The organism is Enterococcus sp. DIV0086 (genome assembly GCF_050498705.1).
Classification (GTDB): domain Bacteria; phylum Bacillota; class Bacilli; order Lactobacillales; family Enterococcaceae; genus Enterococcus; species Enterococcus faecalis.
The window spans coordinates 2,751,249-2,766,148 of record NZ_JBNIDN010000001.1 but is presented as its reverse complement, the minus strand read 5'-3'; the positions used below and the strand labels follow the sequence as shown (position 1 = coordinate 2,766,148).

Here is a 14,900-nt window from a genome sequence, read left to right as displayed (position 1 = left end):
AAAAACAGCCCCTTCAATTGATAGAAGGGGCTGTTTTTTTACTTGCTCAAATAGAGCGGCTATTTTTTCGCCATCGCCAACAGCTCTTGTGCATGTTCAATGGTTAATTTCGTAATTTCACTTCCTGCGAGCATACGCGCAATTTCGTTTACTCGCTCTTTTTCAGATAAAATTCGGACGCTTGTTTCTGTCCGACCCGCCACGATTTCTTTTTCAATAAAATAATGTTCATCGGCAACGGCCGCCACTTGTGGCAAGTGCGTGATACACAACACCTGCGAATTTTCTGAAATTTGATAAATTTTATCGGCAATCGCCTGTGCTACTCGGCCACTAACTCCTGTATCCACTTCATCAAAAACAATACTAGTGATCCCTTGCGTTTGAGAAAAGATTGTTTTCATAGCCAACATCACTCGCGAAAGTTCTCCGCCAGAAGCCACCCGAACTAACGGTTTTAATGGTTCCCCTGGGTTAGTAGTAATATAAAATTCTACTCCGTCTAAGCCATTTTCTTGTAAATGCTCAAGTTCTGTAAAGCGGACTTCAAATTCAGTTCGCTCCAAATATAGTTCTTTTAATTCGGTTAAAATTTGTTGTTCGAGCTCTTTGGCTAGGCGCTTTCGTTCTTTTCGTAAAGCTAACGCTTGTTGATGAGCCGCTTGTTGTTTCTCTGCAAGCAACGCTTCTAAGTCACCTGTACCGCCTTCCAAAAAATCAGCCTCTGCTAACTCTTTGGTAATTTCTTCATAGTAAGATAAAATCGTTTCGATCGAATCACCATATTTACGTTTCATTTGACGGATTAATTCCAAGCGATTTTCTACTTCATTCAAGCGGCCTTCATCTAGTTCTAAGCCATCAATCAACCTAGAAAGATCTCCACTAGCTTCTTGTAGTAAGTAGTAAGCATTTTGAACAGTATCTGACAATGATTTATATTCTGGATCAAGGGATTCAATCGAAGCGAGTTCATTCATACTTGTTCCGATTTTATCCAAACTACTATCGTCTTCACCATTTAGCGCGGCATAACTAATCGTCAGTGCATCAGCAATCTTTTGAAAATTGTTCAGTTTATTGCGTTCTTCTAACAATTGTTCTTCTTCGCCAGCGACTAACTGTGCACTAGCAATTTCATCACTTTGAAAATGAAGCATGTCCATTCTTTGGGCAAATTCTTTTTCATTTTTTTGTCGCTTTCTGACTTTGGCTTCGAGTGCGCGATACTCTTGATACGCCTGTGTATATTTTTCTTTGACTGCTAAAAGTTTTTTCCCACCAAATTCATCTAACATATCAATATGGCGTTCACTTTGCATCAATTCTTGATGTTCGTTTTGGCCATGAATATCTACTAAATATTCCCCAATTCTTTTTAAATTAGTAATGTTGACAATCCGTCCGTTGACACGGCAAACATTTTTACCAGAAGCGGAAATATCTCGTTGAATCACTAAAGAATCTTCTTCTGTTTCAATACCTAATTCTTCTAATAATTTCTTTAATTCTTGACTTTTCGGCATTGAAAAAAGTCCTTCTAAGGTGCATTTATTTGCTCCTTGACGAATATAGTCACTGGAGCCGCGTCCGCCTGTGAGTAATCCCATTGCATCAATAATGATGGATTTCCCCGCACCCGTTTCTCCCGTTAAAACGGTCATACCCATTTGAAACTCTAATTGTAACGAAGAGATAATCGCAAAATTTTTCACGGAAAGTTCTTGTAACATCTTGTTCACCTCATTCTTTATAGATAGCTTAACAGCTCTTTATGAAGTTTTTCTGCTGCTTCCTCAGTTCGTGCAATCATGAGGACACTATCATCATCGTTGATGACGGCAAAAAGTTTCTCTTGGTAATTCTTTTCGATTAAACTACCACACGCCGCCGCATTGCCAGGAATGGTTCGTAATACGACATATTTTTCCATTTGTTCTGCAGCTACAAAGGCATCTTTTAAAAGCTTTGCAAGTTTAGCACTCGTATTAGCTTGTGTTTCTAATGGAAGGCTATATCGATAACCCCCTTCTGCAGAAGGAACTTTAATTAGTTTCATATCTTTAATGTCGCGAGAAATTGTTGCTTGTGTTACAGCTACGCCCTTTTCTTGTAAATAGTTGACAAAATCTTCTTGCTTTTGAATATTTTTTTCAGTCAATAAACGTGTAATTAAACGGTGTCTATCTTGCTTTCTCATGGCGCCGCTCTCCTTTTCAGTTTACTCTTGCCCTCATCATAGCTTATTTTTATGCATTTTAAAAGACTAAACAAAGAAAAGAATAACAAAAAGCAAGGGAAGCTCCGCTGACTTTTTGTTATTCTCTACTTCTATTCTGCTGGAAGTTCAATTCCTAATTCATCTTTTAAATAGGTAGTTAAATTAGTCGTTTCTTTGGTTGATTCATTGACAACATTCCACGTTTTGCCAATCGCTCGGCGATTCCTTTTGGTTAATTCTTCAGCAGGTTGCTGCTCGTCTTCTAAACGTAAAGAACCGTATTGATAGCCCATTATTAACCCCTTATTCCATTCCGTATCCCAATAAACATAAAACAAATAGGTCTCACCAGCTGCTAAATAAAAATCTCCTTCATACTGTAGTATTTCAACAAGCTGACGACTTTTCTGAATTGGCGCCATTCGTCTTGTTGCACGTCCACGATTCAATTTATCAACATTTTCTTTCGCATCATTTAAAAACATCCGCCCTTCTTCCATAATACCGCCTGGTCGCGCAAATTCAATCGTAGGTGCTAATTCGCCTTGAATATTTTTTAGTACTTGGATTTTTCCAAATGTCCATGGGTATGGGTAGATTTCTCCATTATAAGGACTACTAGGATCATTAGCAGGCGCGTCTGCTTTATCTAAAGAAAGAACTTTGCCAATAACAATATTTGTTGACAAAGATTGGATATCTTTTGGGATTTCAGGATTATACATTAACAGTCGTTGCGATCCACCGGATTGATTAATAACCTTACTTTGGTCAATTTCATCAAGATATGAATAATATTTTCTTTCTGAAGAATCAATACTATTTTTCAAGGCTTTTTTCTTTAATGAATTGGAAGTTGTTGTTATTTTTTCAGCAGCAACTTGTTTCTTCTCGTTCTCTTTAACGAAATTAATCATTAAGAAAGCGCACGCCAACAAAGAAAGCGCTACCAAAAATACTATGGGATTTTTTTTCATTTTTTCACCACCCATATATTCTTGCTAAGATATCATTATTCGGTTTATCAACAGCAAGATTTGTATTAGTACTTACAGAACGTGTCATAATGCCATTTGAATGTGCAATTCCGAGCGCATGCCCAATTTCATGTCTAGCAATAGTCCCATTTTTCATCGATGAAGCTCGTGAATACATAGTATTATAATTAATTTTAGCATAGTAATAGTTTATTCGCGGAGCTTCTCGCATCCCAGTTACAATCATCCTGTCTCTGCCATCAAAAAAATCTGTAACCCCACCTATTCCCGGATTTAACTTTTCGAATAAAAATCAATTGATGTCCCATAGTTATTTCCTTGTTTATAAATATACAAAGGATTCCCCTACGGAGTATACATCCAATTTCTAATCGCTGTATCGGTATTACCAAATGTTGCGGTTGGTCCTAACCAATAACTAATTCCATTAATTCCTCTCGATAATACGCCAGAAAACCTAGAGGCTGCAAATGCATCAACACCAGTACCCAAAACGATTGCTACAAAAAAACCAGAAATTAATAACTTCATTTTTTTCATTTTTTTCATTTTTTTACCTCTCTATTCAATTACTTGGTCTTACTAAAATAGTTTGTCTGATCAGAACTATCCTTAGTTTAACATTAAAAAATACACCAGTAAATTAAAATAAGATTAAATAATATTTTCAATGTTTTTTTAATTATTATTTAAAGGATACATATCTTAAAAATGTTATTTCATCACGATAAAAAAGGACTAATAAAGTTCAATTCAACGACTATTTTTATTCAAATCCCTTTCTATCATTATTAAATGTCTCACTAATTCATTTATAAAATAAAAAAAGACCTGAGACAGTTATACTTCTAATGGCTGTCTCAGATCCCTTTTTGTTTAATTGCTTAGTCTACAAACTTTGCTGCCTTTCTCATCATTCCGCTAATTTTTGATGCGCATGCGCGACAACTTCTTCAATGGATTCTGTCGCTTGATAGGATCCTTCTCCCTCAACAGAAACTAAATGTGCCAAAAATTCAATGTTTCCTTCGCCACCAGTGATTGGTGAAAAATCCAAGTTTTTCACATCATAACCATTATTCATGGCAAAGCGTGTAATTTCCTCCACAACCATTTGATGGGTTTCTGGATCACGCACGATTCCTTTTTTCCCAACAAACTCTTTGCCAGCTTCGAATTGTGGCTTAATTAACGCCACCACACTACCGCCTTTTTTCAAAATATCATGAAGAGGTGGCAAAATTAAGCGTAATGAAATAAAGGAAACATCAATCGTTGCAATATCCGGCACCCCTTCGGTGAAATCTTCGGGTTTACTATAGCGAAAATTGGTACGTTCCATTACCACCACGCGTTCATCTTGCCGAATTTTCCATGCTAGTTGGTTGTAGCCAACATCTAAAGCGTAACTCAAACGAGCCCCATTTTGTAAAGCGACATCGGTAAAACCACCTGTGGAGGAACCAATATCTAGCATTGTTTTGCCTTGAACGTTGATTGCAAAAACATTTAGTGCCTTCTCTAGTTTTAAGCCCCCACGAGAAACATAAGGCATTACTTGGCCCTTAGTATGTAAGGGTGTCTCCACAGAAATTTTTTCCCCTGGTTTATCTAAACGTTCATTTTTATCATTGTAAACCAAACCAGCCATCACGCTGCGTTTGGCTTTTTCTCGTGTTTCAAATAGTCCTTGATTAAACGCCAAGACATCGACGCGTTCTTTTTTCATAAGTGCCTTCTTTCTATCTCAATTGTAACTGAGTTAACAAGTTTGCTAAATGTTCTTCTGAAAAGTTGGGAACATTTGCTTTGATTTTTTCTAAAACAGCGCTGCCTTCTGCTAATTGATGTGTTAGCGCATCTTTCGCGCCAGCAATCCCTAGAAGAGCTGGATACGTACTTTTATTCAACGCTTCATCTCGGCCTACTTTTTTACCTAAATCTGCTTCTGTACTTGTGGCATCTAATAAGTCATCACGAATTTGAAAAGCCAAGCCATAGTGATGCGCAAACTGTGTCAGTAAACCAATGACTTCTTCTGTTTGATTGGCTAATACGCCCCCAGCAATTAAGGCGAATTCAATTAGCGCTCCAGTTTTCTTTTCATGAACAGCCGCTAACTCTTCTAAAGTCAAGCTGACTTTTTCTCCTTCAATATCACCCATTTGGCCGGCAACCATGCCTTGATTCCCCGCTGCCTTTGCCAGTTGTTGCATCAGTAAAACTTTTTCACTTAAGCCTAATTGGCTCAAAGAAAGTAACTGAAACGCGCCTGTTAATAAGCCGTCCCCTGCTAAAATGGCAGTCGCTTCACCAAACACTTTATGATTGGTTGGTTTGCCACGACGTAAATCATCATCGTCCATTGCTGGTAAATCATCATGAATTAATGAATACGTATGAATCATCTCTAAAGAGGCAGCCACTTGATAGTCTTGTGTTTCCATCTCTTTTTGAAAAGCGGCCACTGTTGTTAACACTAATAGCGGGCGTAATCGTTTGCCACCTGCGTGTATTGAGTAGAGCATTGCTTCTTTCAAACGCTCATTTTCAGTATATTCTGCGATAAAATCGACCATGACTTTTTCAACCAACGGTAAATGCTGTTGACTAAAATTCGTCATTACGCTTCCTCGCTCTCTTCAAAAACAATTTCTTCATTGTTTTCTGTCATCATTTTCGTTAAAGTTTTTTCCGCTTTTTCCAATGTATCTTGACATTGTTTACTTAATGCCATGCCCTCTTGAAAGGCAGCTAAGGCTTCTTCCAAAGGAACATCTCCTCGTTCTAAGCGCTGAACGATTTCTTCTAATGCATTTAATGATTCTTCAAACGTTTTTTCTTTTGCTGGCATGTTAAAACTCCTCTTTTTTCGCTGTTATTGTTTCGACGTTTGCTTGAACTGTACCGTCAGCATAATGAATCGTTAATTGATCTGCTGGCTGTAACTCGGTAACAGTTTTAACGACACGTTCCTCTTTTGTAGTATAACTATATCCTCGACCCATAATTTTGAGTGGGCTGAGTAAGTCTAGTTGTTGAACAGCAGACGTGAATTGCTTTTGTTTGTTTAGGAACAATTGTGTCATTTGTGTTTGCAAGTTTCGTTGTAAAAATGCCAATTGTTGCTGACTTTCTCTTAATTGTCCCTTTGGTGTCTGTTGTTGCAATTGAGCGATAATTCCTTGGGCTTGACGTTGTTTTTGGTGATGAATTGTTGTCATTGCTTGGAAAAGACGTTGCGTCATTCGATCTAATTTAATCGTTTGACCTTCATAAAGTCGCTCAGGTTGCTTAAACACATAAGAATTTTGTAGTCGTTGGAAACGTTCTGTTCGTTGTTGTAAGAGATATAAAAAGCTTTGTTCTAAACGACTACGCCGTTCACTAATTCTTAATAGTTCTTCATTTAAAACTGGTACCGCTAGTTCCGCTGCTGCCGTTGGCGTTGCTGCACGAACATCTGCTACCATATCGGCAATTGTCACATCTGTTTCGTGACCAACCGATGAAATAATCGGTGTGGTGGCAGCATGAATGGCTCGAGCCACTTTTTCTTCATTAAATGGCCATAAATCCTCGATTGAACCACCGCCACGGCCGATGATCATCGTATCAAAATCGCCTTGCGCATCGGCTCGCTGAATGTTCCGCACAATGTCATCCGCCGCCTGCTCGCCTTGGACCAATGTTGGAAAAAGGACCAGTTGTGCAATCGGATACCGTCTTTTGACTGTCGTAATGATATCCCGAATAACAGCACCACTAGGACTTGTAACCACAGCGATTCGTTTGGGATAACGAGGCAACTGTTGTTTAGGCCCTTCAAAAAGTCCTTCTTTTCCTAGTTTTTCTCTTAATTCTGCCAATGCTTGATAAAGTGCACCTACACCATCTGGTTCCATATGTTCAATATAAATTTGATAGGAGCCGCTGTTTTCATAAAGCGAAATACGCCCCACCACCATGACTTTCATGCCTTCTTTTGGTTGAAACTTCAATTTTTGAAAGGCTGATTTAAACATAATTGCAGAAATCTTCGCATGGTCATCTTTTAAACTGAAGTACTGATGCGCGTTCGCTCGGAAGCGAAAGTTCGAAATTTCACCTGTTAAATAGACACGTCCTAAGTAAGGGTCTGCATCAAATTTACGTTTTAAATACTTCGTTAAGGCTGTTACTGTTAAATACTGTTGCGTCATTTTTTCACCTTACTTTTGTTTTTTTGCTGCCTCGACTGTTTGATACATTAACATGGTAATCGTCATTGGGCCAACACCTTTGGGAACTGGTGTGATATAGCTTGCAATTTCAGAAACTTCATCGAATGCTACATCACCAATCAGTTTTCCTTCTTGATTGCGATTCATACCCACATCAATCACTACCGCACCTGGTTTCACGAACTCTTTGGTGACAAAATGCCCGCGTCCAATTGCTACAACTAAAATATCCGCTTCTTTTGCAACTTCTGCTAAATGTTCAGTTTTAGAATGGGCAATCGTCACGGTCGCATTTTTCATTAACAATAATTGTGCCATTGGCTTGCCAACAATATTGCTTCGACCAATAACCACCGCACGTTTACCTGTTAAATCAATATCATAGGCTTCAAACATCTTCATAATTCCATACGGCGTGCAAGGAATCATTTCAGGTTTGCCTACAAACAAACGGCCTAAATTCATTGGATGGAACCCATCTACATCTTTTTTGGGATCAATCGCTAATAAAATCTTTTCTTCATCAATATGTTTTGGCAAAGGTAGTTGTACAAGAATGCCATGAAAGCGTGAATCTTGATTATATTTGTCAATCTCAGCCAATAATTCTTCTTCTGAAATAGTTTCTGGTAGTTTTTCGACCTTTGACAGAATGCCAATTTTGGCTGCTGCACGTTCTTTATTTCTCACATACGTTTGGCTGGCAGGATTTTCCCCAACTAATAAAACAACTAATCCTGGTTGGATGCCTTGTTGTGTCATCTTTTCTACATCTTTTTGAATCTCTGCTTGCATTTGATCTGCTAATTCACGACCGTTAATTACTGTACTCATTCCTTCGCTCCCTCTATTGTTTCTTTACTTCTTTAATAGTATTTATTTTAGCATATAACCCAGTATCTTAACACCAGTTAGATAGTAAAAAAAGATTCAGAGCTTACGCCTCTGAATCAATTTCTTTCATTACATTTGATAACACACCATTAACAAATTTACGTGAACGGTCGTCGCTGTATTTTTTACTTAACTCGACGGCTTCATTTAATGCCACAATGTTTGGCACATCTGAAACGTATAGCATTTCAAAAATAGCTAAACGTAAAATAACAATATCTATTTTTGCTAAGCGTTGCATAGACCAGTTATTACCTAAATGGTTCGTAATCACTTCGTCTAGTTCTGCTTTGCGGCTACACACACCGCCGACAAGTAAATCTAAATACGTAGGGACTAGGTCTTCGCCATCTTCACTGACGATTTCCCGATTATCATAAGCCAATGCATAATCAATGGCATCTTGTTTGGTTAAATCAGCATTAAAATCTAAAGGAAAAAGGGCTTGGAGCGCTTTTTCACGAATCTCGTGACGGGTTAATTCTGTTTTACTCATTCTCTTCTCCATCTTCATCTTCTGGGAATAATTCATTTAAGTCTGGTTGAGGGATTTTTTCAGGTACTACCGCTACAACATGAATATTCACTTCAACTAAATCAATATCTGTCATAAATAAGACTTGTTGTTTCACACGGTCTTGCATTTCTAATGCAACTTTTGGCACAGAAACACCGTAGTTCAAGTAACAATAGATATCGACTTTTAAGCCTTCTTCTTCTGTTCGTAAATATACACCTTTGCCGTGTGCTGCACGGCCTAATAATTCATTCACATTATTGGCAAACGTGCCACGCATCCCATAAACGCCCTCTACTTTTGAAGCAGCGATTCCGATAATTACTTCAATGACTTCAGGAGCGATCACGATTTCTCCTAAAGAATCGTTTGCATTGATTACAAGATTTTTTTCTTCTGACATTTGGTTGTCCTCCTTATCTATTACGCACAAAATCGTTAAATAAACGATTTATTTGATGAATCACTAAGTCTCTTAAGGATTCTCTTTTAAGCAACGGATGATTCTTAAAAATTAAAACAACACTGGTTTCTTCAGTTAGTTGTGAAAGAACGTCCAAATTTTGCTTATCAATACTCGTTCTTAGTTTATCATTAATTAGCCTATTTCGCTACCAGAAAAGCTAAGTTCTAACTAAAAGAACAGATAATTTCTTGTCATAAATTTCTAATTCAAGCCTTTAGACGTAAAAATAAGAAAGACCAAGTAATTTTGGCTTTCTTATTTTTACATCTTTATTCTTCAGGATAACGTTCCATTAGTTTCGTCCGATGCTTTTGCATAATCATTTCTAAAGAGATGTCATATTTATCGGCTAAAATAAATAAATTATCCAACACATCGCCTAACTCTTCCGTTAAATTTTCCAGATTCTCTTCATCCGCCAAAACTGTTTCATCCGGTCGATCACGGCCAATTTCAATTGTCCGAATGGCCCGACAAACTTCGCCGACTTCTTCTGTTAAAAAGTTGGAACGAATAAACGGATCATATTGATACCAGTTACGTTTTTTATAAAACGCACTAATAAACCGCTGATACTCTTGGATATCCATGTTCTCCCAACCTTTATAAAATGATTAATTCTTTTGGCGCATGTGTTAATACACGATTACCTTCAGCAGTAATCAATAAATCGTCCTCAATACGCACGCCACCAATTCCTGGCAAATAAATTCCAGGTTCGTCCGTAATCACATTCCCTGGTACAAACTGTTTATCTGCTCGGAATGAAACATTTGGTCCTTCATGAATTTCTAACCCAATGCCATGACCAGTGCTGTGACCAAACGCATCGCCATAGCCATAGGAAGCAATATGATCCCGTGCAATCGCATCTAATTGAATGCCCGTCAACCCAGGTTTAGCTTCTGCTAACACTTTTAATTGTGCTTCTAAAACAATGTCATAAATTTCTTTTAGTTTTGGCTGAATACTACCAATGGCAAATGTCCGTGTCATATCAGAAACATAGCCTTCATAATAACAACCGAAATCTAAAGTGATTAACTCACCTTTTTCGATGACTTTATGGCTAGCAACACCATGTGGCATCGCCGAACGTAGACCGCTGGCCACAATTGTCTCAAAAGAAACACCACTGGCTCCTTTTGACCGCATGAAGAAATCTAATTGATTAGCCACTTCAATCTCTGTCATTCCAGGTTTAATCATCTCTAAGACAAAGGCAAATCCTTGATCCGCGATGGCACACGCTTTTTCAATAATCGCTACTTCTTCTTCATCTTTCACTTCTCTTAATTCTTCAATCAAACCCATTACAGGAACTAATTCACATGGTAAAATTTCTTCCAATAAGCTATAATCAGCGAAACTAACTTGCGTTTCTTCAAAAGCTAAATTATCTAATTGCAAACGTTCAGCTAAATCTGCTACTTCGTCAAAAATATGTCCTGTGTTTTTAACGATAGTAAAACCAGTTGCTTGTTCCGCAGCTTGTTCCGTATAACGAAAATCCGTTACAAAAAAAGCTTTATCTAATGTAATCATTGCCAAGCCTGTTGTCCCAGTAAAATTGGTTAAATAACGTAAATTATACGGACTTGTCACTAAAAATCCTTGTAAATTATTTTCTTTCATTAACTCCCGTAGCTTTTCGACTCTTGCCATCATTGGTTCGACCTTCTTTCTTTTTTCTCATTTTTCATTATAGCAAATTTACTTCAGAAAAGCATGAATCACCAAAAAACTTCATCGAGAAAGTTTACTGAAAATTTTACCTTTCCTTATTTTTTGCTTAACACTTTTGTAGTAAACTACTTTAGCGACTTCAAGGAGGAAATTATGAACGTTTATTTATTTCTGGCACTATTTTTCATTATTATCGGCATTTTAAGCTATAGTTTTTTTATTGAACCTAAATGCTTAGTCATACACAAAAATCAAATTAAAGTAACAGAATCAGGGAAAACCTTACGGATTGTTCAACTCTCTGATATTCATTTAAAAAAGAATTATTCTGTGAAGGCCTTAAAACAGATTGTTGAAAAAACAAATACATTACAACCAGACATAGTCGTTTTTACAGGAGACTTATTTGATGATTATGCCCGTTTCGGTATCGAAATTCAGGATGAAGTTAGTCAACTTTTCCGTAAAATTAACGCCCCTTATGGCAAATTCGCTATTTATGGCAACCACGAGTATAGCGGGTTAGATACCAATTTTTACGAAACAATCTTAGAAGCTGCCGACTTTACCGTACTAAAAAACACGGGCAAATTACTGCCTGTCTCACACCGTATCTCCTTGTACGTCGCTGGTTTAGAAGATTCGTTATATGGACAAACCGACTTAGCTGCAGCTTTAGTCAACCGCCCTACTGGAACGCCCACTCTGCTACTAACCCATGAGCCAGATGTCGCAGACTCAGCAGTCAACAAAAACATTGACCTCATTTTAGCAGGACATAGTCACGGCGGACAGATTCGCTTGCCTTTTTTCACTTACAAAAATCAGCTTGCTAAAAAATATACACATGGGCTTTATCATTTAGAAGATGAAACGCCGCTAATTGTTCACCCAGGAATCGGAACCACTAAAATCAGCGCACGCTTTGGTGTCTTACCAACGATTGAACTGATTGAGTTAACTATTTAACTATGCATTAAAAAGACCGCCCCACGTTAGAGAAAAATTCTCACGTTGGACGGTCTTTGATTATGTTCGATTAATGATGAAAATCTTGCTCGTGATCTTCTTCTACTTTCGCTTTTCCTAGCGTATAAAATTTGCTGCCATTTAACCCGAGAATAAATAGCACAACCACTAGTAAAAGAATTGATAAAGATAACAATAAAGTCTGCAAGCCATCGCCATGTGCAACCATTAATTGACGTAAAATTGCGGTTAAACAAATTAAAATCAAATAACGAATCGGAATATGGTGTCCTTCTTGAATATAGCGAAGAATCATCATAATAAACTCAAATAACATAAAGAATGAAATAATTTCTTGCATGATAACTGAAAAATTATCCGGCGTCATTGGCTTCATGAGATATGTAGCGAGGTCAACTAAATAACTAGCCATAAATACTAATAAGAAAACTCCTAAAATCCCTAATACAATATCCAAAATCAAATTCACGTACTTCTTTACTACACTAAAATTCTTCTGCATAATACCCTTCTTTCTTTTGACTCAATTATTTTATAACATGCTTGTTATTACATTAAATATATCATCAATTAACCTTGTCAGACAAGCAGTTAAACCCAATGTGAGATTTTTTTTATTTTGAGATGTTTCTTTATTTTCCGGCTAACCCTTTATGCAAGACAAAAAAAGCTGAATCCGGAGATTCAGCTTTTTAATCGTATTAGTTAGCTACTGGATAAACTGATACTTGTTTTTTGTCGCGGCCTTTACGTTCGAAACGTACCACACCGTCAACTTTTGCAAATAACGTATCGTCGCCACCGATTCCAACGTTCACACCTGGATAAATTTTAGTTCCGCGTTGACGGTATAAAATTGAACCACCTGTAACTGTTTGGCCATCAGCACTTTTAGCGCCTAATCGTTTAGATTCAGAGTCACGGCCGTTTGATGTAGAACCGCCACCTTTTTTATGGGCAAATAATTGTAAATTCATAGTCAATAACATAGTCTGCACCTCCTATTTCTCAGTGATTGTTTTTATTTGAATAAATTCAGTATTTTCGTTCTCTATTGATTGTAAACCTAATAAAAGATTTTCTAATAGAATTTGGGCAATATTTTTTTGTTCCTGATTGACAGTTGTTAACATCTCGACATAAAGGTAGCCACCTTCTACATCATCAACTTCGACAATCGGTTCAAAACCTGCTAAGGCATCAATTCCATTGACTGTGCTAATTGCTAAGGCAGAAACTGCCGCGCAAACCACATCGCTGCCATAAGGACCTGCTTCAGCATGCCCGGTTAATTCAAATGAAACGATTCGGCCGGAGCCTGTTCGTTTAAAAGAACCTTTAATCATTGATAGGCCTTCTTTCCTGTCAACAAGAGAGATTAAGCGTTGATTGCTTCGATCATAACTTTTGTATACGGTTGACGGTGACCTTGTTTACGGTGAGAGTGTTTTTTAGGTTTGTATTGGAAAGTCACGACTTTCTTTTGTTTGCCGTGTTTTTCAACAGTTCCTTCAACAGTTGCGCCTGCAACAGTTGGCGCACCAACTTTTGTAGATTCGCCACCTACTAAGATAACTTCGTCAAAAACAACTTTCTCGCCAGCCTCAACGTTTAATTTTTCAACGTAGATTGCTTGACCTACTTCAACTTTCACTTGTTTACCACCAGTTTTGATAATTGCGTACATGCTATACAGCACCTCCTTCTTCTAGACTTAGACTCGCCATCCCAAGTGATGATTACTCATGCTTAAAAACTTGTTCTGTGCGGTTGTAGCTGTGGAGACCACAATTACAACACTAACTATAATAACAGAACCAGAAAACCTCGTCAATATAAACTCTCTATTTTCTTCACTTTCTCTCTCCAAAAAAACTTCTTCTGTTATTTAAATTTCCGATTGACTTTCTAACACTACTTCCATTATAATTAGCTTTGTTGTGTTACAACTATTGTCATAGTAGCTCAGCAGGATAGAGCATCCGCCTTCTAAGCGGACGGTCGGGGGTTCGAATCCCTCCTGTGACGTAACGATAACAAAAGCGCCTCTTAGAAACCCTGGTTTCTAAGAGGCGCTTTTGTTATCCCAAGTTCATCCTAACCTAGTTTAACTTTCTACCAACTTGAAGTACCTCCACCTCCGCCAAAACTCCCACCTCCGAAACTGTCACCGGAGCCATCATCAGAAGAACCCTCGTTGCTTGTAACCCACCAATCATGACGATTCGCATACATACTGGTCTTTTTTAGTTGCCTGTCAGAACGTGAACTTGCTAGAAATTTAGCAATAGACACATTTCCATAAGCAAAACGCATATCATAGTATTCAGGATACGTTCAAATCTCTATCTTTTTAACTAATTTCTGTTAACATGCATAAAAAAGAACGTAACGCTTAGTTGACAAACGTTACGTTCTTTTCAGATAACTAGTTAAACAAACACAAGAATATTGATTTTTACAGCTCGTTTTCTAAAATCTCAATCCGCTCATCAAAACTCAACTCTTGATAGATTTGGTGGAGCATCCACATGTACCCATACGGATCAATAAACAATGAATTTTTGAGCGCTCCTTCCATCATTTCAGTAATAGGCTGTACTTCTTGACAACCGTTTTCCATTGCCAGTTGATGTGTCTCTTCAATATTTTCTACTGTTATATTAAACCAGATAGTATTGGGATGTTCTTGGGTTGGTGATTTTAAACCATATTCTTCATTGGCATCTAACATGTGAAACCTCGTGCCATAAAGTTGAAAAACCGCTTCATTCATTCCGACAGGATACTCAGTTGCTTCTACTACCTCTATTTCAAACACCTTTTTATATAAGGCAAGCGCCTTAAGGCTATCACTAACAATAAAATCGATTTCTGTCCCTTTAATCATTTGTTTTTCCTCCTT

General features: G+C 37.6%; 20 protein-coding genes, 1 tRNA gene and 1 other annotated feature. Of the genes, 2 read left to right on the top strand and 19 right to left on the bottom strand.

The window, feature by feature from the left end:
• Positions 1 to 59: 59 nt before the first annotated feature.
• The 14 genes from recN to IGI63_RS13325 form a co-directional block, all read right to left on the bottom strand.
• The gene (gene recN, locus IGI63_RS13390) at positions 60 to 1,733 is read right to left on the bottom strand and encodes a DNA repair protein RecN (RefSeq protein WP_002394342.1); all 1,674 of its coding nucleotides are present in this window, start codon (positions 1,731 to 1,733) and stop codon (positions 60 to 62) included.
• A gap of 17 nt (positions 1,734 to 1,750) precedes the next feature.
• Complete coding sequence (locus tag IGI63_RS13385) at positions 1,751 to 2,200, bottom strand: arginine repressor (protein WP_002358881.1); 450 nt, start codon at positions 2,198 to 2,200, stop codon at positions 1,751 to 1,753.
• Positions 2,201 to 2,331: 131 nt separating this feature from the next.
• On the bottom strand, positions 2,332 to 3,198 hold the full coding sequence (locus IGI63_RS13380; RefSeq protein WP_429975922.1) for a hypothetical protein: 867 nt from the start codon (positions 3,196 to 3,198) through the stop codon (positions 2,332 to 2,334).
• A gap of 4 nt (positions 3,199 to 3,202) precedes the next feature.
• The gene (locus tag IGI63_RS13375; RefSeq protein ID WP_429975921.1) at positions 3,203 to 3,355 is read right to left on the bottom strand and encodes a matrixin family metalloprotease; all 153 of its coding nucleotides are present in this window, start codon (positions 3,353 to 3,355) and stop codon (positions 3,203 to 3,205) included.
• 209 nt (positions 3,356 to 3,564) lie between these two features.
• Entirely contained in the window at positions 3,565 to 3,768 is a 204-nt protein-coding gene (locus IGI63_RS13370; RefSeq protein WP_429975920.1) for a hypothetical protein, read from the bottom strand.
• Positions 3,769 to 4,132: 364 nt separating this feature from the next.
• Entirely contained in the window at positions 4,133 to 4,948 is an 816-nt protein-coding gene (locus tag IGI63_RS13365; RefSeq protein WP_002355880.1) for a TlyA family RNA methyltransferase, read from the bottom strand.
• A gap of 13 nt (positions 4,949 to 4,961) precedes the next feature.
• The gene (locus tag IGI63_RS13360) at positions 4,962 to 5,843 is read right to left on the bottom strand and encodes a polyprenyl synthetase family protein (protein ID WP_002355879.1); all 882 of its coding nucleotides are present in this window, start codon (positions 5,841 to 5,843) and stop codon (positions 4,962 to 4,964) included.
• On the bottom strand, positions 5,843 to 6,073 hold the full coding sequence (locus IGI63_RS13355; protein ID WP_002355878.1) for an exodeoxyribonuclease VII small subunit: 231 nt from the start codon (positions 6,071 to 6,073) through the stop codon (positions 5,843 to 5,845). The genes IGI63_RS13360 and IGI63_RS13355 overlap by 1 nt, the downstream gene beginning before the upstream one ends.
• Position 6,074: 1 nt before the next feature.
• The gene (gene xseA, locus IGI63_RS13350; protein ID WP_311813083.1) at positions 6,075 to 7,421 is read right to left on the bottom strand and encodes an exodeoxyribonuclease VII large subunit; all 1,347 of its coding nucleotides are present in this window, start codon (positions 7,419 to 7,421) and stop codon (positions 6,075 to 6,077) included.
• A gap of 9 nt (positions 7,422 to 7,430) precedes the next feature.
• Positions 7,431 to 8,276, bottom strand: coding sequence for a bifunctional methylenetetrahydrofolate dehydrogenase/methenyltetrahydrofolate cyclohydrolase (locus IGI63_RS13345; RefSeq protein ID WP_002355876.1), 846 nt, complete (start codon positions 8,274 to 8,276; stop codon positions 7,431 to 7,433).
• A 103-nt stretch (positions 8,277 to 8,379) separates the two neighbouring features.
• Positions 8,380 to 8,832 (bottom strand): transcription antitermination factor NusB, encoded by a 453-nt coding sequence (nusB, locus tag IGI63_RS13340; RefSeq protein WP_002355875.1) that lies wholly within the window; start codon positions 8,830 to 8,832, stop codon positions 8,380 to 8,382.
• Positions 8,825 to 9,256 (bottom strand): Asp23/Gls24 family envelope stress response protein, encoded by a 432-nt coding sequence (locus IGI63_RS13335; protein ID WP_002355874.1) that lies wholly within the window; start codon positions 9,254 to 9,256, stop codon positions 8,825 to 8,827. The genes nusB and IGI63_RS13335 overlap by 8 nt, the downstream gene beginning before the upstream one ends.
• Before the next feature lie 332 nt (positions 9,257 to 9,588).
• Positions 9,589 to 9,909, bottom strand: coding sequence for a MazG nucleotide pyrophosphohydrolase domain-containing protein (locus IGI63_RS13330; protein WP_002355872.1), 321 nt, complete (start codon positions 9,907 to 9,909; stop codon positions 9,589 to 9,591).
• Between the two features lie 13 nt (positions 9,910 to 9,922).
• Positions 9,923 to 10,987, bottom strand: coding sequence for a M24 family metallopeptidase (locus IGI63_RS13325; protein ID WP_002391500.1), 1,065 nt, complete (start codon positions 10,985 to 10,987; stop codon positions 9,923 to 9,925).
• 171 nt (positions 10,988 to 11,158) lie between these two features.
• Here IGI63_RS13325 and IGI63_RS13320 point away from each other — a divergent pair, with 171 nt between their 5' ends.
• Positions 11,159 to 11,974, top strand: coding sequence for a metallophosphoesterase (locus IGI63_RS13320; RefSeq protein WP_002363393.1), 816 nt, complete (start codon positions 11,159 to 11,161; stop codon positions 11,972 to 11,974).
• Between the two features lie 70 nt (positions 11,975 to 12,044).
• On the opposite strand, the gene psiE is transcribed toward IGI63_RS13320, so the two are convergent.
• From psiE to rplU, 4 genes are all read right to left on the bottom strand, one after another.
• A complete protein-coding gene (psiE, locus tag IGI63_RS13315) occupies positions 12,045 to 12,497 on the bottom strand; it encodes a phosphate-starvation-inducible protein PsiE (protein ID WP_002355869.1) in 453 nt (150 codons plus the stop codon).
• A gap of 199 nt (positions 12,498 to 12,696) precedes the next feature.
• The gene (gene rpmA / locus IGI63_RS13310) at positions 12,697 to 12,984 is read right to left on the bottom strand and encodes a 50S ribosomal protein L27 (protein WP_002355868.1); all 288 of its coding nucleotides are present in this window, start codon (positions 12,982 to 12,984) and stop codon (positions 12,697 to 12,699) included.
• A 12-nt stretch (positions 12,985 to 12,996) separates the two neighbouring features.
• The gene (locus tag IGI63_RS13305; protein ID WP_002355867.1) at positions 12,997 to 13,341 is read right to left on the bottom strand and encodes a ribosomal-processing cysteine protease Prp; all 345 of its coding nucleotides are present in this window, start codon (positions 13,339 to 13,341) and stop codon (positions 12,997 to 12,999) included.
• Positions 13,342 to 13,373: 32 nt separating this feature from the next.
• Positions 13,374 to 13,682: a 50S ribosomal protein L21 gene (rplU, locus tag IGI63_RS13300; protein WP_002355866.1), complete on the bottom strand. Its 309-nt coding sequence runs from the start codon at positions 13,680 to 13,682 to the stop codon at positions 13,374 to 13,376.
• A 19-nt stretch (positions 13,683 to 13,701) separates the two neighbouring features.
• Positions 13,702 to 13,777 (bottom strand) — a sequence feature (ribosomal protein L21 leader region).
• A 172-nt stretch (positions 13,778 to 13,949) separates the two neighbouring features.
• On the opposite strand from rplU, the gene IGI63_RS13295 reads away from it, so the two are divergent.
• Positions 13,950 to 14,023, top strand: a tRNA-Arg gene (locus IGI63_RS13295).
• A gap of 430 nt (positions 14,024 to 14,453) precedes the next feature.
• On the opposite strand, the gene IGI63_RS13290 is transcribed toward IGI63_RS13295, so the two are convergent.
• On the bottom strand, positions 14,454 to 14,885 hold the full coding sequence (locus IGI63_RS13290; protein WP_002368197.1) for a VOC family protein: 432 nt from the start codon (positions 14,883 to 14,885) through the stop codon (positions 14,454 to 14,456).
• Positions 14,886 to 14,900: the final 15 nt, after the last annotated feature.

Coding starts and splice junctions, on each gene's coding strand:
- IGI63_RS13380 (WP_429975922.1), bottom strand. CDS start 3,198: ATGAAAAAAAATCCCATAGTATTTTTGGTAGCGCTTTCTTTGTTGGCG.
- rpmA (WP_002355868.1), bottom strand. CDS start 12,984: ATGTTATTGACTATGAATTTACAATTATTTGCCCATAAAAAAGGTGGC.
- IGI63_RS13355 (WP_002355878.1), bottom strand. CDS start 6,073: ATGCCAGCAAAAGAAAAAACGTTTGAAGAATCATTAAATGCATTAGAA.
- IGI63_RS13320 (WP_002363393.1), top strand. CDS start 11,159: ATGAACGTTTATTTATTTCTGGCACTATTTTTCATTATTATCGGCATT.
- IGI63_RS13360 (WP_002355879.1), bottom strand. CDS start 5,843: ATGACGAATTTTAGTCAACAGCATTTACCGTTGGTTGAAAAAGTCATG.
- IGI63_RS13365 (WP_002355880.1), bottom strand. CDS start 4,948: ATGAAAAAAGAACGCGTCGATGTCTTGGCGTTTAATCAAGGACTATTT.
- rplU (WP_002355866.1), bottom strand. CDS start 13,682: ATGTACGCAATTATCAAAACTGGTGGTAAACAAGTGAAAGTTGAAGTA.
- IGI63_RS13335 (WP_002355874.1), bottom strand. CDS start 9,256: ATGTCAGAAGAAAAAAATCTTGTAATCAATGCAAACGATTCTTTAGGA.
- IGI63_RS13385 (WP_002358881.1), bottom strand. CDS start 2,200: ATGAGAAAGCAAGATAGACACCGTTTAATTACACGTTTATTGACTGAA.
- xseA (WP_311813083.1), bottom strand. CDS start 7,421: ATGACGCAACAGTATTTAACAGTAACAGCCTTAACGAAGTATTTAAAA.
- recN (WP_002394342.1), bottom strand. CDS start 1,733: ATGTTACAAGAACTTTCCGTGAAAAATTTTGCGATTATCTCTTCGTTA.
- psiE (WP_002355869.1), bottom strand. CDS start 12,497: ATGCAGAAGAATTTTAGTGTAGTAAAGAAGTACGTGAATTTGATTTTG.
- IGI63_RS13345 (WP_002355876.1), bottom strand. CDS start 8,276: ATGAGTACAGTAATTAACGGTCGTGAATTAGCAGATCAAATGCAAGCA.
- IGI63_RS13305 (WP_002355867.1), bottom strand. CDS start 13,341: ATGATTAAAGGTTCTTTTAAACGAACAGGCTCCGGCCGAATCGTTTCA.
- IGI63_RS13290 (WP_002368197.1), bottom strand. CDS start 14,885: ATGATTAAAGGGACAGAAATCGATTTTATTGTTAGTGATAGCCTTAAG.
- IGI63_RS13370 (WP_429975920.1), bottom strand. CDS start 3,768: ATGAAAAAAATGAAAAAAATGAAGTTATTAATTTCTGGTTTTTTTGTA.
- IGI63_RS13330 (WP_002355872.1), bottom strand. CDS start 9,909: ATGGATATCCAAGAGTATCAGCGGTTTATTAGTGCGTTTTATAAAAAA.
- nusB (WP_002355875.1), bottom strand. CDS start 8,832: ATGAGTAAAACAGAATTAACCCGTCACGAGATTCGTGAAAAAGCGCTC.
- IGI63_RS13375 (WP_429975921.1), bottom strand. CDS start 3,355: ATGAAAAATGGGACTATTGCTAGACATGAAATTGGGCATGCGCTCGGA.
- IGI63_RS13325 (WP_002391500.1), bottom strand. CDS start 10,987: ATGATGGCAAGAGTCGAAAAGCTACGGGAGTTAATGAAAGAAAATAAT.